Annotated in this window: 21 protein-coding genes; 13 read left to right on the plus strand and 8 right to left on the minus strand. The window is 46.0% G+C overall.

Annotated features, from left to right (window positions below; translation table 11 throughout):
- Positions 1-36: 36 nt before the first annotated feature.
- The gene (locus M2137_RS14030) at positions 37-1,224 is read right to left on the minus strand and encodes a 6-bladed beta-propeller (RefSeq protein ID WP_280767075.1); all 1,188 of its coding nucleotides are present in this window, start codon (positions 1,222-1,224) and stop codon (positions 37-39) included.
- 144 nt (positions 1,225-1,368) lie between these two features.
- Here M2137_RS14030 and M2137_RS14035 point away from each other — a divergent pair, with 144 nt between their 5' ends.
- The 4 genes from M2137_RS14035 (at position 1,369) to M2137_RS14050 (ending at position 6,059) form a co-directional block, all read left to right on the plus strand.
- Complete coding sequence (locus M2137_RS14035) at positions 1,369-2,238, plus strand: AraC family transcriptional regulator (protein WP_280767076.1); 870 nt, start codon at positions 1,369-1,371, stop codon at positions 2,236-2,238.
- A gap of 106 nt (positions 2,239-2,344) precedes the next feature.
- Complete coding sequence (locus M2137_RS14040; protein ID WP_280767077.1) at positions 2,345-3,253, plus strand: fimbrillin family protein; 909 nt, start codon at positions 2,345-2,347, stop codon at positions 3,251-3,253.
- A 53-nt stretch (positions 3,254-3,306) separates the two neighbouring features.
- Positions 3,307-4,179, plus strand: a complete 873-nt coding sequence (locus tag M2137_RS14045) for a fimbrillin family protein (RefSeq protein ID WP_280767078.1) — start codon at positions 3,307-3,309, stop codon at positions 4,177-4,179.
- On the plus strand, positions 4,176-6,059 hold the full coding sequence (locus M2137_RS14050; protein ID WP_280767079.1) for a fimbrillin family protein: 1,884 nt from the start codon (positions 4,176-4,178) through the stop codon (positions 6,057-6,059). The genes M2137_RS14045 and M2137_RS14050 overlap by 4 nt, the downstream gene beginning before the upstream one ends.
- Before the next feature lie 448 nt (positions 6,060-6,507).
- On the opposite strand, the gene M2137_RS14055 is transcribed toward M2137_RS14050, so the two are convergent.
- Entirely contained in the window at positions 6,508-6,882 is a 375-nt protein-coding gene (locus M2137_RS14055; protein WP_280767080.1) for a DUF559 domain-containing protein, read from the minus strand.
- 286 nt (positions 6,883-7,168) lie between these two features.
- Here M2137_RS14055 and cysS point away from each other — a divergent pair, with 286 nt between their 5' ends.
- The 6 genes from cysS to M2137_RS14085 all read left to right on the plus strand — a co-directional run bounded on the left by cysS (position 7,169) and on the right by M2137_RS14085 (position 11,079).
- Positions 7,169-8,641 carry a cysteine--tRNA ligase gene (gene cysS, locus M2137_RS14060; protein ID WP_280767081.1) on the plus strand — a complete coding sequence of 491 codons (1,473 nt, stop codon included), beginning with the start codon at positions 7,169-7,171 and terminating at the stop codon, positions 8,639-8,641.
- Positions 8,642-8,720: 79 nt separating this feature from the next.
- Positions 8,721-9,128, plus strand: a complete 408-nt coding sequence (locus M2137_RS14065; RefSeq protein WP_280767082.1) for a PaaI family thioesterase — start codon at positions 8,721-8,723, stop codon at positions 9,126-9,128.
- Positions 9,129-9,254: 126 nt separating this feature from the next.
- Entirely contained in the window at positions 9,255-9,698 is a 444-nt protein-coding gene (locus M2137_RS14070; RefSeq protein WP_280767083.1) for a DUF4252 domain-containing protein, read from the plus strand.
- 3 nt (positions 9,699-9,701) lie between these two features.
- On the plus strand, positions 9,702-10,211 hold the full coding sequence (locus M2137_RS14075) for an RNA polymerase sigma factor (RefSeq protein WP_280767084.1): 510 nt from the start codon (positions 9,702-9,704) through the stop codon (positions 10,209-10,211).
- Positions 10,208-10,609 (plus strand): hypothetical protein, encoded by a 402-nt coding sequence (locus M2137_RS14080; RefSeq protein ID WP_280767085.1) that lies wholly within the window; start codon positions 10,208-10,210, stop codon positions 10,607-10,609. Before M2137_RS14075 ends, M2137_RS14080 begins: the two co-directional genes overlap by 4 nt.
- The gene (locus tag M2137_RS14085; protein WP_280767086.1) at positions 10,609-11,079 is read left to right on the plus strand and encodes a DUF4252 domain-containing protein; all 471 of its coding nucleotides are present in this window, start codon (positions 10,609-10,611) and stop codon (positions 11,077-11,079) included. Before M2137_RS14080 ends, M2137_RS14085 begins: the two co-directional genes overlap by 1 nt.
- Here the strand turns inward: M2137_RS14085 and M2137_RS14090 are convergent, their stop codons facing one another.
- The 4 genes from M2137_RS14090 to mutS all read right to left on the minus strand — a co-directional run bounded on the left by M2137_RS14090 (position 11,080) and on the right by mutS (position 15,882).
- Positions 11,080-11,787, minus strand: a complete 708-nt coding sequence (locus M2137_RS14090) for a hypothetical protein (RefSeq protein ID WP_280767087.1) — start codon at positions 11,785-11,787, stop codon at positions 11,080-11,082. It lies immediately after the preceding gene.
- Between the two features lie 5 nt (positions 11,788-11,792).
- Positions 11,793-12,581: a hypothetical protein gene (locus M2137_RS14095; protein ID WP_280767088.1), complete on the minus strand. Its 789-nt coding sequence runs from the start codon at positions 12,579-12,581 to the stop codon at positions 11,793-11,795.
- Between the two features lie 14 nt (positions 12,582-12,595).
- Positions 12,596-13,084: a hypothetical protein gene (locus M2137_RS14100; protein WP_280767089.1), complete on the minus strand. Its 489-nt coding sequence runs from the start codon at positions 13,082-13,084 to the stop codon at positions 12,596-12,598.
- A 182-nt stretch (positions 13,085-13,266) separates the two neighbouring features.
- The gene (mutS, locus tag M2137_RS14105; RefSeq protein ID WP_280767090.1) at positions 13,267-15,882 is read right to left on the minus strand and encodes a DNA mismatch repair protein MutS; all 2,616 of its coding nucleotides are present in this window, start codon (positions 15,880-15,882) and stop codon (positions 13,267-13,269) included.
- Between the two features lie 876 nt (positions 15,883-16,758).
- Between mutS and M2137_RS14110 the strand changes: the two genes are divergently transcribed.
- The 3 genes from M2137_RS14110 to M2137_RS14120 are packed head-to-tail and all read left to right on the plus strand — an operon-like array spanning position 16,759 to position 21,945.
- Positions 16,759-20,022, plus strand: coding sequence for a DUF2723 domain-containing protein (locus M2137_RS14110; RefSeq protein WP_280767091.1), 3,264 nt, complete (start codon positions 16,759-16,761; stop codon positions 20,020-20,022).
- A 3-nt stretch (positions 20,023-20,025) separates the two neighbouring features.
- Positions 20,026-20,637, plus strand: a complete 612-nt coding sequence (locus M2137_RS14115; RefSeq protein ID WP_280767092.1) for a polysaccharide deacetylase family protein — start codon at positions 20,026-20,028, stop codon at positions 20,635-20,637.
- An 18-nt stretch (positions 20,638-20,655) separates the two neighbouring features.
- Entirely contained in the window at positions 20,656-21,945 is a 1,290-nt protein-coding gene (locus tag M2137_RS14120; RefSeq protein ID WP_280767093.1) for a S28 family serine protease, read from the plus strand.
- A 75-nt stretch (positions 21,946-22,020) separates the two neighbouring features.
- On the opposite strand, the gene M2137_RS14125 is transcribed toward M2137_RS14120, so the two are convergent.
- Positions 22,021-22,602, minus strand: a complete 582-nt coding sequence (locus tag M2137_RS14125; RefSeq protein WP_280767094.1) for a hypothetical protein — start codon at positions 22,600-22,602, stop codon at positions 22,021-22,023.
- 46 nt (positions 22,603-22,648) lie between these two features.
- Complete coding sequence (locus M2137_RS14130; protein ID WP_280767095.1) at positions 22,649-23,137, minus strand: sigma-70 family RNA polymerase sigma factor; 489 nt, start codon at positions 23,135-23,137, stop codon at positions 22,649-22,651.
- Positions 23,138-23,174: the final 37 nt, after the last annotated feature.

A 23,174-nucleotide genomic window follows, 5' to 3' on the forward strand; every position in this document is an offset into this window, starting at 1 on the left:
AATATGAAATAAATATTTAGTTTATTATTAAATGAGTTAATCGGAGCTTTTAAATTCATAAATAAACAAAATCGGATTGTTATCTTCTGTCATTCGACCTCCAATAGAAAGTATTTCCTCTATGAATTTTGGATTTATATTGCTCAATTTATTTACATTTTCAGGACGTATAGATATGTTGTCTGCTATCTGTTTAATAAATGAAGGATCATTAAATGAATAAACAATTTTATTTGTGTTTTCAAGTGGGGAGTAAAATGGCAATGGATAATCCCCGATAACATCCCATAGGGAATGTCGCATTTCTCTATAACCTGTCAATATATCCTTTCTTTTATCATATAAGAAAACACCTATATTGCTGTAAAACATCAGATAGTTTTCGTGATCGCTTACATTAGTCATAGAAAATACATATTCGTGGCTACGACACTCATTGCTTATAACTGTCGTTTCTTCTTCTTTTATAAGCCAATCAGGAAACGAATGCTTCTGAAAATCCACATGGTATGTTTCTGTAATTTTTCCATTTGATAATTCGTAAATAGTATTGTCATAACGTCTTACATATAAAATATTTATTCCCCGGTTGAGTGAATTTCCATGTGCATAGAAATAATTTTTTATATCTATGGATTTAAGTTCTTTTTGTGTTTTTCCTGTTTTTTCGTTTAGAATATTAATTTGGTAATCTTCCGTCAGTACATTTTTCTCAAAATAGATATAATCACCATCTGTAGCTATTTGTGAATAGTAATCACTATGTTTTTCTTCTTTTACAAACACACCATTATACGTAAAATACATTCTTTTTTTAGGAATAGCACATAACAGTATAATCTCTTTTTTTATCGTATCAACAGTAAAGTCCGTAATTTGCACATATTCTCTGGGACCTTCTCCTTTACAGTCTATTCTGTTAAGATATTTTCCGGATATATCAAACATAAATATCTTTTCTGATGGTTTATCATAAACAAACAACACATCATCATCCATGTATACTCTTGTTATTTCCGCCAAAAGAGATTCCTCATTTGTTTCCAGTACAACTATTTGCGGAGGCTTGAAATAGATAGTATCCTGCAATGAGTCCTCAATAGAAGATAAACTAATTGTTTTAGTACCTTCAGAACCAACATTTGTTTTTTTCGTATTTTCCTTGCAGCTAAAGAGTAACATGGAAAACGCACACACAATGGTGAATATAGATCTTTTTTTCATGTGGGGATATTATTTATTTTTATCTATTAGACAACCTATTTCCGCATAAGTTGCATATTTGTATATGTTATTTTTTTTTCTGTACCTTTGTATTGATTTAATCGATTAAAAAAGAAGGAAATAAACGCTAATGGGGATTGTGGCATGGAACTATTATATCCAAAAGAACATTTTTCTTGTTATAATTATGAGAAAGGACAGAATGCCAGGCTTGAAATACTGAAGAGAGAGGCTGGCACAAAGATCATCCGGGATCTGGTAGACACGGAGATCGTATTTGTTATAGATGGACATTTCACCTTATCGTACAGTAAATTTATAGATATGGATATCACGAAAGGAAAGATCCTATTCTTTCCTCCGGGCAGCCATGTCGAAGCGAATGTATTGGAAGATACGCATATCATCATTTGTCGCGTGCGGGGGGTGGTGCAGTTGTGTGAATGTTTGAATTTGGAGCAACTCCACCGGGAGTATGGATCGAAGAAAGGCAATGGTTTCCATATGCTGGATATCAATGAACGTATCTATAGTTATATAGAACATTTTGTCGATTGTGTCAACGATGGCCTGAAATGCTCCTATTATTTCGGTACGAAAATGAAAGAACTATTCTTTTTGTTACGTGCCTATTATACGAAAGAAGAGCTGGCAGCTTTCTTTGCCCCCATTCTGGGAAAGGATTCACAGTTTATGAACCTGATGTATCAGAACTACCGAAATGTAAAGAGTGTGCAGGAGTTGGCTAACCTCTCCATGTATAGCCCTTCCGGCTTTAAAAAACAATTCGGTAGGGTGTTCGGCACATCGGCTTCCGAGTGGTTGAGCGACCAGAAGGCGGCATTGATCTTTCAGGATCTGAACAATTCACCCCTGAGTATCAAAGAACTGGCCGATAAATATGGCTTTTCTTCCGTCTCGGCATTCAGTAATTTCTGCTTAGCCAAATTTGGTAAACCACCTGGTAAGATCCGCCAAAAAACAACGGATAAGGAAGAAAATAGCGAAAAGTAGCTAATGGATAAAAACAAGTAACCTTCGGAATAAAAATCCGGAGGTTTTTTGTATCTAATTTTGCAGGGTGTAATAGAGTAAGTAGTAAAAACAAAAACAAAAAGAAATGAAAGTCAATAAATTATTCATCTTAGGATTCGTGTGTCTTATTGGTTCCTTTGCCTCTTGCAGTAAAGAAGATACTCCTCTTTCGGAACAAACAAAAATTGCTTTGAGTAGCGGTATCGATATGGGTATGGTTCCCACAAAAGCCATGCAGGAGGTACAGATTGTTTTGAATGAAAAGCTGAGTTTATTCATTAATAAGAATGCCGGTGCCAATGTGTATAATAATGTGGAGATCACAGCCAATGGTAGCGGTGGCTTTACGCATACACCTCTTTATTATCCTTTAGACAATAGTAGTATCGACCTCTATGCCGTGCATCCTTACAACGATGCCGCCTCATTGACGGAGGCCATGCCTTTCGCGGTGCAGACAAACCAGACAACCAACGCGGGTTATCTGAGTTCGGACTTGTTGTACACCAGCAAAGCCAACATCGGACGAAGTGTCAATGCCATTCAGCTCACCTTTGCGCATAAACTGGCGCAATTGGAATTTACGATCAAAAAAGGAGCCGGTATGGAGCTCGACAACCTGAACACTGTGACGATTACCGGTATGAAAACCAATACGACTATCGACCTGGCAACCGGTGCGTTGGGTGAAGCGACCGGTACGGCTGCCAATATTTCGGCAAACGGTGTGCGCGGAACGGAAGAGGAAGAAACCGAAGTGGCAGGTATTACCGCCATCGTGGTACCCCAGACAATAAATTCCGGTGTGAAACTATTTAAAATCACCATTGGCACTATTGATTATTATTATACAACCACCTCCTCTCTGACATTCGAAAGCGGGAAAAAGTATAACCTCCAGCTCACCATGAATCATACGGGAATCCTGTTGGAATCCGTGATTGAAGCATGGGGCGAAGGGGATACGATTACCGGAGATGGCGAGGCAGAATAAATTGTTTGATACCCATGCGCATCACATATAATCTGATTTTTATACTTGCAGCTTTGGGAAGTTTATTCATACTGGGATGCTCACCCGCGGATGCTCCATTTCCAATCATGGAAGCATCCCGGGTACAGCCCAGAATCGTAGCCAGCATATCGGGTATTTATCCCAAAGGTTTCGAAATAGGAGATAAGATCGGGGTTTTCCCGGTCTATTACAACAGCGAAGGAGAACCCGGCATACTGGGAAACGACGCCTATCCCCTGCATATCCCTTTTACCTATAATGGGCGGATATGGCTGGCGGATGCAGACAAAGCCCTTTATTTAGAGGATGTCCCGGTGGATGTGTATGCTTATTGGCCCTATTGCCTGGTAGATGAAGCAACCGATCCGCAGACTTTTCCTTTCGATTTATCGGGCGATCAGAACGAGAGAGAGGTGGATTTCCTCTGGGCGAAAGCGGAGAATATATCCGGTAAATACAATACCGCCGGACTGATCTTCCAGCATGTGTTGAGCCGCGTCGAAATCAATCTCTATTATGAAGATCCGCAGGAGGTGCCTGAGCTAAAACTGAAGAATACATATACTCAGGCATATATTGATTTAAGTACTGGTATGGCCACTTTTCATCGAAACATACAGGAAGATATCCGCCCGAAGTGGTTGTCGGGTATATCCGGCGATAAACAGTTCTCGTATGAAGCAATCATAGTACCTCAGCAGCTAACGAAGGATACACCCTTTTTATCCGTCAGGTATGAAGGAGAAACGATGTATTTTGTCTTACCGGAGGATATGTTGTTCGAACCGCAATATAATTATGTGTTTAACATTGTCATCGGAACGGCGAAAGAAAATGAGAGCGTAAGGCGCATAACGCCTCAGGCGGTTATTAAAGTAGTCGGAGTAGGCAAGTATAGAGAATGAAAATAAGAATTACCTTTTATATATCGATATGGATGGCTTTTATCCAGTCCTGTTCGGTTGAAACGGGACTGGATACTTCATTGTCCGGCGGAGAGGTAAAAATAAATTCTGTTATTTCTACTCATCCGGTCGGGCGTATGACGGGATTCCATTTCGAATCAAACGATAAGATCGGTTTCTTTCTGGTTCCGTATAATATGGAAAACGGTCTGCCGGGCGATATCGATGCCTCTCTCTATGCCCGCAATGTAGGGTACACATATAATAACCGGGCGTGGCAGGTTATCACGGGCAATTCCGTTGCCTGGCCGGGACTCCGGAAAGCGGATATATATGCCTATTGGCCCTATGACGCTTCGCTGGCGGATGCCCGTTCCCATCTGTTTTCGGTAAAGAGCAATCAGGAGATGGAGGACAACTATGCCGCCAGTGATTTCTTATGGGCAACGGTCGCGGGGTCTGATCCGGTGGAAACGGTGCAACTGACCTTTCAGCACCGGATGAGTAAGATAAATGTCGTTGTTGAGACCGAAGAAACCGGTTTTGAAGACGATGAGGTAGCGGTACATCTTTCCGACCTGGATATGGACGCGCGCATCGACCTGAAAGAGGGTACGCTGTCGGTGGATGAATACACGGCCGTTTCCGATATCAATATGCAACTATTAGGCTACCTGTCAGAAGATGGATTATCGAAACAGGGTTTCCAGGCTATCGTGGTGCCCCAGTTGATTGCCCGGGGAGAGCGTTTGTTGACGATCCATCACAAAGGCATTCAGTATGCTTACAAGGCGGAAGAAGATATCCGGTTTGAGAGCGGATTCACCTATACCTTCCATGTGCGCATCAAAAGTAATATCTTGTATGTAACGGTTGAATCGGTCAACGAATGGCGCGACGGGGGCATCTTTAACGGCGAATTGGTGCGCTTGCCCAAAGTGATAGATCTGTCTTCTTTAGACTGGACAAAATCGAATGTGTACCACATCTATGAAGGGGATGAATTGATTGGGTTGGCGGCCAAAGAATATTTGTTTTCCCGTACGATTTCGAATGTAGACTTTCCGGCTATTATGGTCTATCCCGTCGATGAAACAGGCGCGGTGGATCTGACAAAAGGTTTTATCGCCCGGCAACTGAACAGAAAGATGAACGCGAGTTTCGATTTTGACCTGAATACCGGGCAGGTGCATGGCGGATCGGTCGCCTTCGACACGAATGAGAATGAAATAGCCACCTTTGTCAAAGGGACATCGGCGGCTACCAACAAGGTGGAATTCCTTGCCTCGGGAGAGGTCGCGGGGGTGAACGATTTATACAAAACAACCTTGGTGGCACGTCCCTATCAACTGACCGATGTGGATGGAAATAGCTATCCGATCGTTAAGATCGCGGCCCAATACTGGATCCGGGAAAACCTGAAGACGGAGCATTACCGCGATGGCTCGGCGGTTGAAGTATATTATTATAACAACGACAGAGCTACCTACCGGGACATTTTTGGCGCGCTCTATACCTGGGATGCGATGATGGACGAGCGGGGCATCGCGCCGGAGGGATGGCATGTGCCGACAGAACCCGAATGGTGGGCGTTGCGTGATTATCTCCATCCTTATCCTTCGTATAAATTAAAGAAGAGAGCATTATGGTACACATTCGGTGATACGGATAATGTCACCGGTTTCTCCGCATTGCCCGGCGGACGCCGTCTCAATACCGGCGCCTTCAATGAAATCTACTACTGGGGACAATGGTGGTCGTCCGCCATACGCACCACAACAGAGGGCTGGCGTGTCTACTTCGGCACCGACGGCATCATCGGCAACAGCAACCTGAATAAAAAATTTGCCGAATCTGTTCGCCTGATGCGGGATATATAAAAAGAGTAGGGTGGAGGAGAGCAAATCCCAATATTTTCCAATTTGATATCACCGTGCGTTATTGCACGACAAACGCCAAATGTTAAAATAGCGATTGTAAGCAAAACGGCTGTTTTGCTTACAATCCCATACGTTAAAAAATGTTTCTCCCGGGAGTTTGTCTCCGAACTCCCGCTTTTTTGCGCGCAAACTCCCGCGAAAATTACAAATCGTAAATTGGAGGTTTCACCGAAAATAGATGAATTAACATTAATTTACATTGTTATAAATCTCTGAATCGGGATATAATAGGCGGATTCAAATATGGTAGTAATTGAAGGAGATAGGATCTTCATATAATGTAATGTGTGAAGATCCAAGGAATACCGAAATAAGTATCCAAAAGCTCCCCTTCTTAGAAAAGAAGGGGGTGGACCGCTGCTCGCAGCGGTGGGGTAGTTTGAATTCTTTATAAACAACTATTCCATATCTCTTTGATATCTGCCAATATGCAATCCGGATGTTCAAATACAAATTTGTTTTCATAACGCAAAAAACGAACACCCGCTACCTGCTTTATATATTCCTCTCTGTAAATATCATATTCTTCATTCCCTACATGAGATTGCCCGTCCAGTTCTATCACTAAACGAATTTTCGGACAATAAAAATCAACTATATACTTACCAATGCTGTGCTGGCGATGAAATAGAATGCCATACGGTCGAAGTTCTTTTAAGAGTTTCCATAACCCTTTTTCCGATGGTGTCGCCGTTCGTCTCAATCTTTTACGGTTGCCTTTTTGATCCTTCCGATTCATTAATTTGTCATCTTCATTACGCATAGTTATATAGACTTTGGTTTACGACAAATATAAGCTTTTAATCCGGATCAAACTACCCCACCATCGCAAGCGATGGTCCCCCCCTTCTTTTCTAAGAAGGGGAGCCTTGGATAGTGATTTTCCCCCTTCCTACTCACGATAATCATCCTAAAACACCTTCCCTTCCTCTCCCATTTAAAGACCAAAAAACCAATTGTTCGAAATTATTTTACAATAGAAATAAGATGGTTACAGATGTGAAATTGTTTATCTTTGCCCTTCTTATTTAAAGCAATACAAAGTGGTTATGGAACATCCGTTATTTATTTATAATACGCTGACGAGAAAGAAAGAGCAGTTTATTCCTTTGCATGAGCCGCATGTGGGTATGTATGTCTGTGGGCCAACGGTCTATGGCGATCCGCATTTGGGGCATGCGCGTCCGGCTATTACCTTCGATCTGTTGTTCCGCTATCTGCAGCATCTGGGTTATAAGGTGCGTTATGTGCGTAATATCACCGATGTGGGTCACCTGGAGCAGGATGCCGACGCGGGCGAAGACAAGGTAGCCAAGAAGGCGCGCCTGGAAGAGTTGGAGCCGATGGAGGTGGTGCAGTATTACCTGAACCGTTACCACAAGGCGATGGATGCTCTGCGTGTATTGCCTCCCAGCATCGAACCGCATGCTTCGGGACATATCATCGAACAGATCGAATTGGTCAGAGAGATCCTCGATAACGGCTTGGCTTACGAGAGCCAGGGATCGGTCTATTTCGATGTCGAAAAATACGATCAGAAACATCATTACGGCATCCTTTCGGGACGCAACATTGAAGATATGCTGAATACCACCCGCACATTGGACGGGCAGGAAGAGAAGCGTAATCCGGTCGATTTTGCCCTTTGGAAAAAGGCACAGCCGGAACATATCATGCGTTGGCCGTCGCCCTGGAGCGATGGCTTCCCGGGATGGCATTGCGAATGTACCGCTATGGGACGGAAATACCTGGGCAAACATTTTGATATTCACGGTGGGGGCATGGACCTGATCTTCCCGCATCACGAATGTGAGATTGCCCAATCGGTGGCCTCCCAGGGTGATGATATGGTGAAGTATTGGATGCACAACAATATGATTACCATCAACGGACAGAAGATGGGTAAGTCGCTCGGCAACTTCATTACATTGGAAGAATTCTTCACCGGCAACAGCAATATGCTGGCACAGGCCTATTCGCCGATGACCATTCGTTTCTTTATCCTGCAGGCACACTACCGCAGCACGGTCGATTTCAGTAACGAAGCGTTGCAGGCATCCGAGAAGGGATTGGCGCGACTGTTGGATGCTTACCATGCGCTCGAAAAGATACAACCGGGCACTGAAACCACGGCGGAGGTAAGCGGTTTGCGGCAGAAATGCTTTGATGCGCTCAATGATGACCTGAATTCGCCGATTGCTATTTCGCATCTTTTCGATGCGGCTCGCATGATCAATACGGTGAAAGATGGTAAAGCGACCCTGAGCAAAACAGACCTGCAGGAACTGAAAGAGGTGTTCCAACTGTTCCTGTTTGATATCCTGGGCATACAGGACGAAGCCTCGGCAGGAGGTGATAACTATGACACCTTCAGTCAGGCGATCGACCTCTTATTGTCTATCCGCCAACAAGCAAAAGAAAATAAAGATTGGGCCACTTCCGACCGGATCCGCAACGAACTCACAGCCATGGGCTTTGAGATCAAGGACACGAAGGAAGGAGCGGAGTGGAAACTTAAATAATTATGAATTATGAATTATGAATTATGAATGAAGCGACAAACCATTCATAATTCATAATTCATAATTCAACATTCATAACATGTCTATACACGAATTTCTTCAGGGCGATCAGTTCGCCCTTTTGGCCGGCGTTGAACTGTTGGAAGTGGGCAATGGATATGCCCGGGCACGCATGGAGATCAAACCGATGCACCTGAACGGGGGCGGTGTGTGCCAGGGCGGTGCTGTCTTTACTTTGGCCGATTTGGCCTTTGCAGCAGCCACCAATAGTCATGCGCGGCTTACCTTTTCTATCTCTTCCAATATTAACTTTTTTCGCTCCGAAAGCCGGGGTTTTCTCTATGCCGAAGCCCGGGAGGTGTTCGACCATAAGCGATTGGCACATTGCGAGGTGCGTGTCACCAATGAGGTCGGCGACCTGATCGCTACCTTCAATGGCACCGGTTACCGCAAAGATGCCGTGCTTCCTTTTGAGGCTATTGAATAAAAATAGCTTTTTTTCATTTTCTTTGTCACAACAATTATCTTTACTCCGTCTACCTGTTGAACACCCTTTCCAAGGGGCGCAAACGGGAGGGTGGATGGAATATGAACGTGTTAAAACAAAGTAAATATGAAAAAGTATATCCTTTTGTTGCTTTTATTGGCAGCTACACAAGCCGGATTCGCACAACGTAGTGTGAACGATCTTTTCAAAGAATTTTCCAAAATAAAAGAATCGGAGGGAGTCAAGATTGGGAAACTGACTATGACACTTGCCGGCCTGTTTACCGACACGATGGGCGTGGATAGTATCGAGGCCTATAGCTTCGATAATTGTGCGGAAGAGCTCAAGGAAAAGCTACAGAAAGCAACTAAAGATATAAAAGACAAGGCATACGAAACGATGCTTACCTCCAACGAAGAGGGGAGCCGGGTGAAAATATTGGTACGGATAGAGAAGGAGATGATTCGCGAATTGGTGATAATCTCTACGGGCGAGAGCAATGCCTTAGTGAGGATCAAAGGAACGATCAAACCTTCCGATATTGAACGTGTAACCAAGCAACATAGCTAAAAGGTGACGACGGAACGCTTCAAACAACAGTATCTGCCTCTTCATCCGAAGCTTTACCGGGTGGCCCTGGCCTTAGTCGGAAACAAAGACGACGCGGAAGACCTTCTGCAAGAGGGCTATGGCAAACTGTGGAAAAAGCGGGATGAACTGGATCATATACAAAATCCGGAAGCTTTCTCTGTGATGTTGATAAAGAATCTATGCCTGGACTTCCTTCGTTCCGCCGCGGCAAACAGGCATCTGACGAGTATCGAAGAGAACATGGTGACCACCTCCGTCACACCCGAGCGAGAGATGGAGCGGCGAGAAGCCTTGGAAAAGGTGAAGATACTGATCGAACAATTGCCGGACAATCAGAAACAGGTATTGAAATTGCGGGGATTGAGTGATTGTTCGATGGAAGAGATTGCGGAGATTACCGGCTTTAGCGCTGTGAACGTACGCACATTGCTTTCGCGGGCACGCAAGATAATACGGGAACAATACACACAATTAAACATACACACATTATGAACGATAAACAGATGGATGAACTGATTGACCAGGCGCTTCAAGAAGAGCAGGCATTGCCCGAAGGTCTATCGGAAAGGCTGGAAAACTATATCGATCGGCTGGATAAAGCGGAGAAGCGAGTTTCGATGCGCAAGCGGTCTGTCTATTGGATGGTAGGAGTGGCAGCCTCCCTATTGATTGGTGTGGCGCTCTTTTTCCCGACCGAAACGATCGAAACGAAACCAACAACAGCCGATACCTTTAGTGATCCGGAAGAGGCGGCTGTGGTGGCCGGAGAGGCCCTGGCATTCCTTTCTTTGCAATTCAATAAAGGGGTAAATCAACTGGAAGAGGCCAAACAGGAGGTCGAAAGAGTGAATGAAATAGTAAACAAACAATTCAAAGAAATCAGTAAGTAATGAAAGCGAAATATGTAGTTTTAGTCATTGTATGCCTCCTTTTTTCACAAGCGGGCAGGGCACAAACGAACGATCAGTTGTTCGAAAAATATGCCGATATGGATAACGTAACCTCGGTGTATATCTCCAAAGCGATGTTTCAGATGATGCCTGTTGCCGAGACAGCAGGGTTGAGCCTGATGAATATGAAAGGGAAAGTAGAGTCCTTACAGGTGTTGAATACCGAGCGAATGGATCTGGTTCCTCAGATGCGGAATGAGTTTAGTAAATTGATCAAGAATAGTCATTCGGAGTTGATGCGGGTACGCGATGGGAAAACCAAGGCTACGTTCTATGCCAATATGCAAGGAGAAACGGTGAAAGACCTGTTGATGCTTGCCGACACCGACAGTACTTTCACCGTTATTCAGTTGGTTGGTAATTTCACCTTGCAGGATATACAGGAAATTACACAGGAATTTGAGAAGTAATTAAAACGCACGGAAACCGATTCGCAGGCCCGTCGTAAACGTAACTCCCCGGTAACCCAGGCTGAACATATGACTATCGAAGTCATAACGGTCTTTGTCTCCGGGGATGCCGTATCGGATACCCAGGCCCGCAAAGCCGTCGAGGTGGAACCGTTTGCGCGGTGTCAATTGCACACCGAAGAGCAGGTTGCTGCCGATACGATGAATTTCCTGGGATACTTCGCGGTAGTCGCGCTCATAATAGGTAAGCCCATTCTCTTCAAACTTATAGAAGTCGCCGGCGTAATAATGCGCTTTGAAGTAGTTATAATTAAGACTCGCGCTGACATACAACAGCTTTACCGGCATAGGGAAGTAGTATTTATAGGCCAGATCGATGCCCGCCCCGGTCAGTTTGGTGACATCCTGATCGCTATCTAAGTAGATATTCGACCAGGTCGAGTAGGTATTAAAATCCTCTCCGTCGTGCGGAAGATATGTGCCCGAAAGGCCAACCACCAGCCAATGGTTGGGATTATGCAACTTCTTTTCCACATCGATGCGCAATCCGTTACTAAAAATATGGAGAGGGTGTACGCTAAATACCCAATTATAGGGGATATCATACCCATTCGTCTCCTTTTCCTGCGCCATACTGCCGACAGGAATCCATGCCAGGAAGCAACATAGTACCACCAGGCTTCTCATCATTGTTCTGTTTCTCATCATCTTTTTTAATTATCTTGTGGTGTAACGGCTATTTTGCTGACGAAAGCCAGCTTCTCTGCGGTATAATCAAACTGGTAAAACCCATCGGCGCCGATCAGAAACAACAGGCCGTTCATCGGGATAACGTCGTAGGCATCGATACCATTTGCTTCGGGTATTTTCGAAAGATCATCCACCCAAACCGGATTTTCGGGATCGGATATGTCGAACACCTTCAAGCCATTGTCGCAAACGAATAGCTTCTTGCCGTCGATTCCCAGCCCGCGTGGACGCGTAAAGCTGGTATTCACATTCACCAGATCCGGATTGGTCGGGTCGGAGATATTGTAAATATGCATCTCATTGGCGCCGCGGAAGCACTGCGTATTATCCGAACTAAGCGTCACGTAGGCATAATTGCCCGAGGCAACCACCGGGTCACAACTGGTTATATGCGACACATGCGACATAAGGCTCGGGAAATCCGGGCGCGTAATATTATAAATATACATACCCGACCGGGAACCGATAAACAATAACGTATCCATCGCAAACAATGTCTCCGCGTCGGATCGCAAACTTTGGTCTTTCCCTTTCAGATAAGTGGGTTTTTTAGCGTCTGAAATATCAAATGTTTTCAGATTATGGGTATCGACTGTGTAGAGATTATCACCCTGAATGGTGAATCGAGCCATCGAGCCTCCCTGTCCGGTTTCGTTGCTTGCGTAATAGCCATCCGACTCACTGCAACTTGTCAACAACACAAAAACAAACGCTATCAAGCTACATACATAATGCCATCTATTCTTTTTCATCTTCACTTCTTTTTTTAATTATTTTTCTTCCATTCAATCAAAATATAGTTCTTCGGGCGATTCCCATAATAATAATCATTTGTCGGGGAGAGAGGTTCAGGAAATACATTTTTTTCACGGTGGGAAACTTGTTTGGCTGTCAGGTCGAAGGCCACCAGGTCGACGGCATTGTCCAGATACAGTATATCCCCTTTGATAGCCATATCCAGGCAGCCGGGTACACGGATAAAACCTTCATTTACTGGGCTTGCCGGGTTGCTGTTGTTAATCACATGCACACCTTTGTAGCGCTCGTTGATGTAAATGTAGGGATGTTTGTGGTAGATCTTGCCGGGGTTAATTAACTCCTGCGGCTCGGATTGATAGGCAACAGAACGTTCCAATTCGGCGCGTTCCATGAAGATCGGATTGTACTCTCCTCTTCTTTCCCAACCCCACCAGGTGGCTGAGGTTGTCAAAAAGACAACACTAAATAACAACAACACATTCAGTACTCTTTTCATAATGCTCCATTTAATGTTTAATAATCTTATAGATGTTATTTTTTGAAAAAGTGCTGCATATTATTAAAAAAGTTAAAGAATTAGAGAGGGCAAAGAAGGAATGGATGGTGGTCGCCGCTACGCGGCTTTTTACCTTCGACGTATATATCTCTTAATAAATGTATAAAATGCGTAGCGACTAACTACTTCCCAGTGATGATCTTTCGGATTTCACTTAGTTTGTTAAGTGCTTCTAAAGGGGTGAGGTTATTGACATCCATATTGCGGATCTCATCGCGCACCTGACTGAGTATTGGGTCGTCGAGCTGGAAAAAGTTCAACTGGAATCCTTCGCCTCCGGCGGCTATCTCTTTTATCGGTTTGGCTATTCCGTTCTGGCGGTTTTCCGATTCGAGCTGTTTGAGTATTTCGTTGGAGCGTTTCACGATGCTTTTCGGCATCCCGGCCATGCGGGCGACGTGGATACCAAAGCTGTGTTCGCTTCCCCCTTTGGCCAATTTGCGCAGGAAGATCACCTTATTGCCCACCTCTTTGACGGATACATTGAAGTTCTTGATCCGCTTAAAGGATCGCTCCATCTCGTTCAACTCATGGTAGTGGGTGGCAAAAAGCGTTTTGGCCCGTGCCTGTGGATGTTCATGGATGTATTCTACGATGGCCCAGGCAATGGAGATTCCGTCGTAGGTGCTGGTGCCGCGTCCCAATTCGTCGAAGAGCACTAAGCTGCGCGGGGAGAGGTTATTCAAGATGTCCGAGGCTTCGTTCATCTCCACCATAAAGGTCGATTCGCCCAACGAGATATTATCGGATGCCCCTACGCGGGTGAATATCTTATCCACAATGCCAATACTTGCGCTATCGGCCGGCACGAAACAACCCACCTGCGCCATCAGTACGATCAAAGCCGTCTGTCGCAATAAGGCCGACTTACCGGCCATATTCGGTCCCGTAATGATGAGTATCTGCTGCTTCTGGCTGTCCATATAGACATCGTTGGTGATATAGGGCTCGTCTGCCGGTAATTGCTTTTCGATCACCGGGTGACGACCCGCCTTGATATCGATAGCATCCGATTCGTTTATCTCCGGACGGATATAGTGGTTCTGCTGAGCCGCTTTGGCAAAAGAGAGCAGACAGTCGAGCTGCCCGATCAGATTGGCATTCAACTGGATGGGTGGGATATATTCGGCGAGCGAAAGCACCAGTTCGTTGAATATGCGTGACTCCAAAGCCTGTATCTTTTCCTCCGCCCCGAGTATTTTCTCTTCGTACTCTTTGAGTTCTTCGGTGATGTAGCGCTCGGCATTGACCAAGGTCTGTTTGCGGATCCATTCCGGCGGCACCTTGTCTTTATGGGTGTTACGCACTTCGATATAATAACCGAAGACGTTATTGAAAGCAATTTTCAGGGTAGAGATGCCTGTGCGTTCCACTTCGCGCTGTTGCACCTTCAACAGGTAATCCTTACCCGAGTAGGCAATACTGCGCAAATCGTCCAGTTCGGCGTTGACCCCGTGGGCAATCACGCCTCCTTTGTTGAGCAAGGCAGGCGGATCATTATTGACCTCCTGTTCGATACGTCGGCGGATGGTGTCGCATAAATTCAGTTGCTCGCCGATCCGGGCAAGGCTCGGTTCGCCGCTCTCCATACAGACCTGTTTGATCGGCTCCAACGCGCGCAAAGCCACTTTCAGTTGCACCACTTCACGCGGCGACACACGCCCTACGGCCACCTTGGAGATGATGCGTTCCAGGTCGCCTATCAGCTCCAACTGCCCTTCGATCAGTGTCTTCATCTCCGGATGGCGGAAGAAATGGTCGACCACATCCTGACGTTCGCGGATAGGGCGCACATCTTTCAGTGGGAACAACAGCCAGCGACGCAGCATACGCGACCCCATGGGCGAGACTGTTTTGTCGATGATACTCAATAGGCTCTTGCCTTCGTCGTTCATCGTGCCGACCAGTTCGAGGCTTCGCACCGTGAACTTATCGAGGCGCACGTAGCGGTCTTCCTCGATACGTGCCAGGGAGGTGATATGCCCTATCTGTGTATGCTGTGTGGTGTCTAAGTAATGCAGGATAGCGCCGGCAGCGATCACACCCAGTTTCAGGTGATGCACCCCGAATCCTTTCAGGTTTTTGGTTTCAAAATGCTTCAATAGACGATCGTTGGCGGCATCGGCGCTGAACACCCAATCTTCCAGTTCGAACAAAAAGAAGCGGGGACCAAACGACTCTTCGAACCGTTTGCGGTTATTTCGTTCGATCAATACCTCTTTGGGCGAGAAGTTATGCAGCAGTTTATCGACATAATCGGGGGTACCTTCGGCGGTAAGGAATTCACCGGTCGAGATATCTAAGAAAGCGATTCCGCAACTGTTTTTCTCGAAATGAACCGCCGCCAGGAAGTTATTTTCTTTGTGATTGAGGATCGTATCGTTGATAGAAACGCCAGGCGTCACAAGCTCCGTGATGCCCCGTTTCACCAGCTTTTTGGTCATTTTGGGATCTTCCAATTGATCGCATATTGCCACGCGTTTGCCGGCACGCACCAGTTTGGGCAGATAAGTATCCAAGGCATGATGCGGGAAGCCTGCCATCTCGATGAACTGCCCGCTTCCGTTCCCTTTCCGGGTTTGCACGATGCCCACAATCTCCGCTCCGACCACGGCGTCTTCGCCATACATTTCATAGAAGTCGCCCACTCGGAACAACAGGATGGCATCAGGATGTTTCGCCTTGATTTCGAAGTATTGCCGAATGAGAGGGGTATCGTTTAACTGTTGCTTTGCCACGTGAATCCTTTTTATAGAAAGGCAAAGATAACATCAAGCAGGCAGATTCGGAATGAAATCGGAGAATGCAAAATGTTAATAGATATTAATACGCCTGAAATTTAAAAAACCCCCAATTTACGATTTGTAATTTCGGCAGGAGTTTGCGCGCAAAAAAGCGGGACTTTGGAGACAAACTCCCGGGAGAAACACTTTTTAACGTATGGATTTGTAAGCAAAACGCCCGTTTTGCTTACAATCGCGATTTTAACATTTCGAGAAAAGAGATCACCTCTCCCCCTGCCCCTTTGCTTTACGCCTTCGGCTAAGCGACCTCCGGTTCTCCACAAGAGAGGGGGTGAGTTACTGATTTCTTCAAAAAGGAAAGAAATTGAAGATACAAGGTATATCAGATCAGTATCTAAAAGCTCCCCTTCTTAGAAAAGAAGGGGGGGGACCGCTGCTTGCAGCGGTGGGGTAATTTGAATTCTTTATAAATGTTTTTCCTATTTCTTTGATAGTCACAAATACACAAAACAGAACAAATGTGTGATTTTAAATACATCAAACTACCCCACCATCGCAAGCGATGGTCCACCCCCTTCTTTTCTAAGAAGGGGAGCCTTGGATAGTGATTTCTATAACCTTCACATATTACAAAATTTGAATATCCCTATCTCCTATCTCCTTTCCATCTTACCTTATCTGAATCCCCCTTGTTGTTACATTTTACCCCCCCCTATCGGTTTTGGATATTTTCTCTTTTTTCTTTGATAACTGCTTTTATAATTTATGATCGTTTAGTGCGTTAGGTATTTAGAGTAAATGTTTACCTTTGCGGCATCTCTCCGGGAGGAGTAGACAATCATTATTTCTGATAATTCTATATTTGCAAATATGAGAAAATACAAACTAATCAACAATGTGTTGGGATGGGTAGCCTTTCTGATCGCTACTACTGTGTACCTGATGACCATGGAATCGTCGGCCAGTTTTTGGGACTGCGGCGAATTTATATCTTCCGCGTATAAACTGGAAGTAGGCCATCCGCCGGGTGCCCCTTTCTTTATGTTGACAGCGAATATATTCACCCAATTGGTGTCGGATGTGAAATTGGTGCCGGTCATGATCAACTCCATGTCGGCCATTTTCAGTGGATTCACCATCTTGTTCCTTTTCTGGAGCATCACCCACCTGGCGCGTAAGATCGTATTGAAAGAGGGCGAAGAAGCGACCTTGCCTCAGCTCATCATTATCATGGGTAGCGGACTGGTAGGCGCTTTGGTGTACACCTTCAGTGATACCTTCTGGTTCAGTGCGGTAGAGGGCGAGGTGTATGCCTATTCCTCCTTGTTTACGGCTGTGGTATTCTGGCTGATCCTGAAATGGGAGGCGGTGGCCGATAAGGCACATGCCGATCGTTGGATCGTATTGATTGCCTACCTGATGGGGCTGAGTATCGGTGTCCATCTGTTGAACCTGCTCTGTATTCCGGCCATCGTACTGGTTTACTATTATAAGAAATATGAAAACCCGACGATGAAAGGCACATTGATTGCCCTGGGTATCTCGTTTGCTATCATCGCCCTGATGATGTACGGGGTTGTACAGGGGCTGGTTGAGGTATGCGGTTGGTTCGAGCTCTTCTTTGTCAATACCCTGGGCATGCCTTACAATTCCGGTGTCTTTTTCTATCTGATCATCTTAGTTGCTGTGGTTGCCTGGGCCATCTGGGAAACCATGCGCGCAGAGGTCAATCCGACACGTATGAAGATTGCTTTTATCCTTTCTGTTGCCTTGATGGGTATTCCGTTTATGGGCGATGGTTATATCCTGGGTATTCTATTGATTGCTGCCCTGACTACTTACCTGTTTATGAGTAAGAAGGTGGCGGTAAAGGCGTTGAACACCATTATGGTCTGCCTGATGGTGATCATTGTCGGTTATTCTTCGTATGCGTTGATTATCATTCGTGCGACAGCCGATACTCCGATGAACCAGAACGATCCGAGCGATATCTTTACCCTGCGCTCTTACCTGGCGCGTGAACAGTATGGAAGTACGCCTTTGATCTATGGGAACACCTATGTGGCTGAAGTGGAACGCAAGGTGGAAGGCCGCAATTGTGTGGTCGTTTCCAAAGAGGGGAACCCTACCTGGAGCAAGGTAATCAAGGAAAACGAAAACGAAAAGGATCGTTATTATGTATCCCGCAGGGAAACCGTCTATGAATATATGGACGAGTTTAAAATGCTTTTCCCGCGTATGTACAGTCAGGATGCGCGCCATATCGAAGCCTATAAGGAATGGGCAAACATCAAAGGTACGCCGGTCACCTTTAATTTGTGTGGGGAGACGCGCACGGTGATGAAACCGACCTTTGCCGAAAATATCCGTTTCTTCTTTACCTATCAGTTGAACTTTATGTACTGGCGCTATTTTATGTGGAACTTCTCCGGACGTCAGAACGATATACAGGGACAGGGAGAGATACAGAACGGGAACTGGATCACCGGTATCAAATTTATCGATGAGGTATTGGTTGGGCCGCAAGATGATATGCCTTATGATATTATCAATAATAAGGGGCACAATAAGTATTATATGTTGCCGCTTCTATTGGGTATCCTGGGCTTGTTGTTCCAGGCCTATTCCGGCAAGAAAGGTATCCAGGGCTTCTGGATCACCTTCTTCCTCTTCTTTATGACGGGGATTGCCATTGTGCTCTACCTCAACCAATCGCCTTTGCAGGTGCGCGAACGCGATTATGCCTATGCCGGCTCTTTCTATGCCTTCTCCATCTGGATCGGTTTCGGGGTGGCGGCTGTGGCTCGTTTGCTTAGAGAGTATGTTAAACTGTCGCCTATGGTGGCGGCCGTTATCGCATCGGTGGCCTGTCTATTTGTGCCTATGCAGATGGCTTCCCAAAACTGGGACGACCACAATCGTTCGACACGCACGATCGCCCGCGACTTCGGAAGCAATTACTTGGAGTCTTGCGAACCGAATGCAATTCTGTTTACCAATGGCGACAACGATACCTTCCCGCTCTGGTATGCACAGGAGGTAGAGGGTATACGCACCGATGTGCGCGTATGTAACACCAGCTATTTGCAGACCGACTGGTATATCAACCAGATGAAGAAAGAAGCCTACGAATCGGCACCGCTGCCTATCTCCTGGCAACCAAAAGACTATGTGCAGGGAGGGGCAAGAGATATCGCTTACCTGACGAACCAAATGGATGCGGTTGACCTGAAAGCGGCTTTGAACTTTGTGCGAAGCGATGATCCGAAAACCAAACAGGTGGTTGGACAAGGCAGAACCCTTACCTATATCCCCTCGCAGAAATTAGTCTATCCGGTCGATAAGGAGGCTGTGATTCGTAACGGTATTGTGTCGGAAGCAGAGGCAGATTATATCCTCGATCAGATGGTGATCGACCTGAGTAATAAAGAGATACTCGGCAAACAGGAATTGATCATCCTGGATATGTTGCAGACAAACAACTGGGAACGCCCGATGTATTACGCGCTCACCGTGTCGCCCGACCAATGGGTGAACCTGCGTCCCTATTTCCGTCAGACGGGGCTTGCCTACCAGATCACACCGATGCAAACGGAAGAAACTATTCTGGCGACCGATACGGAAAGGATGTATGACAATGTGATGAACCGATTCCGTTGGGGTGGGGTAGACAAACCGGGTATGTATCTCGATGAGAATGCTATGCGTATGTGTCGGACAGCCCGTATGTCGGTCTTTGCCAATCTGGCGGCGACCCTGCTTGCCGAAGGACAGGAAGAAAAGGCATTGAAGGTATTAGACCGGGGAATGGAGGTATTGCCTCCCGAAAATGTACCGTTAGATTATACGGCTTTGGACTTCGGACAGTTCTATTATGAATTGGGAGAGATGGAAAAAGCAGAAGAGATCATGGAGGGTATCATCGACAATGCTTTCCGCAACCTGAACTGGTATTACCGCCTGAAACCGGGTCATATCGCCTCCATGCAAAGAGAGATACAGCATAATCTGGCGGTTATTCAACAGATACTGCGTGTCAGCAAGGAGTTTAACCCTGAGTTTGTAGAAAAGTATCAGGAAGAATTCGACAATTACCGGATGGCCTGGGCGATGGGCAAACGAACGAACGATTAAGAGATGTTGATTGAGCAACCTCCTCGGCTTTACAGGGCACTGTTCCCTGGGGCGATCTGGCGGCTTCCTGACGCCGAAAAATGTGTGTATCTCACGTTCGACGACGGACCAATCCCTGAGATTACTCCCTGGGTATTGGATGTATTGGACGAATATGATGTGAAGGCAACCTTCTTCTGCGTCGGTGATAATGTGCGCAAACATCCGGATATCTACCGGATGATTCTCGAGCGCGGCCACCGGGTGGGCAATCATACCTTCAATCATATCCAGGGCATCCGTTTCTGGACAAAGAATTATCTCGCGAACGTGGAGAAGGCGGCCGAGCTGATCGACAGCCCATTGTTTCGACCACCGCACGGACATATGCGCATGCCGCAGATCTTGTCTTTGCGTGATACATACCGTATCATTATGTGGGATGTCGTTACCCGCGACTACAGCCCACACTTGACGCCGGGAGAGGTGTTGCGTGTGGTGAAGCGATATACGCGCAACGGCTCCATCATCGTCTTCCACGACTCGTTGAAGGCGGAAGAAAATATGAAATACGCCATGCCTCGCGCCATCGAATGGCTGAAGCAGGAAGGATATACGTTCAAACTTTTTGATTAACCTTAAACACAAATCAGTATGCAACACTTACGTCATTTACTATTTATTTCGCTTCTTTTTATCTCGCTCTTTGCCTCCGCGCAAACAGCCCTGAAGCAAAAACTGGAATCCCTGCCGGGGATCAGTGGTATTGAACAATTAGAATCGGAGTATTACGGGGAGAAATACTTAGTGCGCATCACCCAACAACTCGATCCGCACAATCCGGATGCAGGCACCTTTACGCAACGTCTCGTGGTATGCCATGTGGGTTTCGACCGGCCGACCGTATTGGTGACCGAAGGATATGGAGGCGCGTATGCCCAGAACCCGCGTTACCGCGACGAATTATCCGAACTGTTCAACACCAATATCGTGCATGTCGAATACCGTTACTTTATGGAATCGACGCCCGAACCGCTCAACTGGGACTACCTGACGACGGAAAATTCGGCTTACGACCTGCATAATGTCACTACGACATTCAAACAAATCTATCCCGAGAAATGGATCAGTACGGGCATTAGCAAGGGCGGACAAACGACCCTGCTCTATCGTTCCTGGTTCCCGGACGATGTGGATATCTCTGTTCCTTACGTGGCTCCTCTCAACTGGGGCGTGGAAGATGGACGGCATGAGCCTTTCCTGCGCAAGGTAGGCACGAAGAAAGAGCGCAAGCTGATCGAAGGATTCCAAAAAGAGGTGTTGAAACGTCGCGCAGAGATCATGCCTTTATTGGAAGCGTTTGTCAAAGAAAAGGAGATGAACTTCCGCGTCGAACTGGATGAGGTGTTGGATTATTGCGTGTTGGAATATCCTTTTGCCTTCTGGCAATGGGGCACTTCGGTTGAGGTTATTCCCGCGCTCAGCGTGTCTACGGAAGAAATTTTTAAGCATTTACTGCAGGTGAGCGGACCGGATTACTTCACGACCGATCCCTATATGGCGTCGTTCTTCGTACAGGCCGCCAAAGAGATGGGCTATTACGGATACGATACACGTCCATTTAAGAAACTACTCTCTATCAAATCGAGCAAAGGATACCTGGATCGCATCATGCTGACGGAGACAGCCAAGCCGATAAGCTTCGATCGCGTGGCAATGTATGATAAGGTTTACAACTACCTGAAAGAGAACGATCCGAAAATGATCTGTATCTATGGGGAGGTGGATCCCTGGAGCGCTACCCGCGTGCCCGATTTCAAAGGCAAAGAAAACCTACAGATCTACATCGAACCCCGCGGCAGCCACCGCGCCCGCATCAAGACCCTTCCCACCGATATGCAGGAGAAGGTGAAGGCGCAGATTCTTCAATGGATTGAAGAATAATTATGAATTGTGAATTATGAATTATGAATTACAGAAAAGCGATCTGTCTCATAATTCATAATTCACAATTCATAATTATTCCCTAAATTCCTCCAATTCCTTCAGGCTTTGTTCGATGGCGGCGATGGTTTTGTTTTGGAAGCGAACCTGCAGGAAGCCCAATACAGCCCCTATCAATAAGAAAGCGCCCATCACCCAGAAACGCCAGGCGTCCAATAACAGGTTAGATCCCTGGAACAGGAAAAAGCCTATGACCACTAAGGCGGCAATCAGGATGCCGTAGGTATAATTCCATTTCACAATCCATCGGTAACGCAGCATCAGGCGATTTAATTCGTAGATGTTTTTGGTCTCCGTATTGAAGCGTAAGAGGCAGGACATTTTCCAACTCTCCATGCCCAGGCAGAGCACCATAGCGCCTTCCAATAATAGGAAAGAGGGGAAGGTCATAAGGGTCTTTATCCAAATGACAGGGAGAAGGATGCTGAAGATGGCTATCACAATCAAACCCAATAGGTCGTAGCGGAACAACCGGCTCTGTGCCGAGTTAGCACGGTTCTTTATCATCTCCTGGATGATACGTTTATTCAGGATCTCATTTTGGGCCAATCGCTCGTTGAGGCTTCCCCAGTTTTCTTTTAATTTATCTATATCCATAACGATTCTGTGTATTAAGAAGCTCCAATAAAATTCAAAACAGCTTCTAACTATTCGACATTGTTTTTAGTTTCTCTTTGATACGCATGAGTTTAACGGCTACATTATTACGGGAGAAACCGGTGATCTCGGCTATTTCCTGATAGCTTTTCTCTTCGAGCCAGAGGAGGATAAGCGCCCGTTCCATCGAGTTCAATCGGTTGATCATCCCGTATAACTCCCGGATCTGGGCGGTGTGGCTCTCTTCTGATGCCAGGTTCTCCAGGTCGACCGTGATCGGTACCACTTCCGGTCGCCCTTTCGATTTGCGGAAGAAAGAGACACAGGTATTCAAGCCGATCTTGTAGACCCAGGTCGACACTTTACTCTCACCCCGGAAGTGAGGAAAGGCTTTCCATAGGTTGATCACCACCTCCTGATACAGATCGTTCAAATGATCGGCATCGGTAGCATACATATAACAGACTTTGTAGATTACCCGCTTATAGCTTTCCACCAAAGCCATAAACTCTTTTTCCCGTTGTTGTGCATCCATTTTATTCATCGTATCTACACAATCAGTCGCAGGAAAG

The sequence above is a fragment of the Parabacteroides sp. PFB2-10 genome (assembly GCF_029893085.1).
GTDB lineage: Bacteria > Bacteroidota > Bacteroidia > Bacteroidales > Tannerellaceae > QVMG01.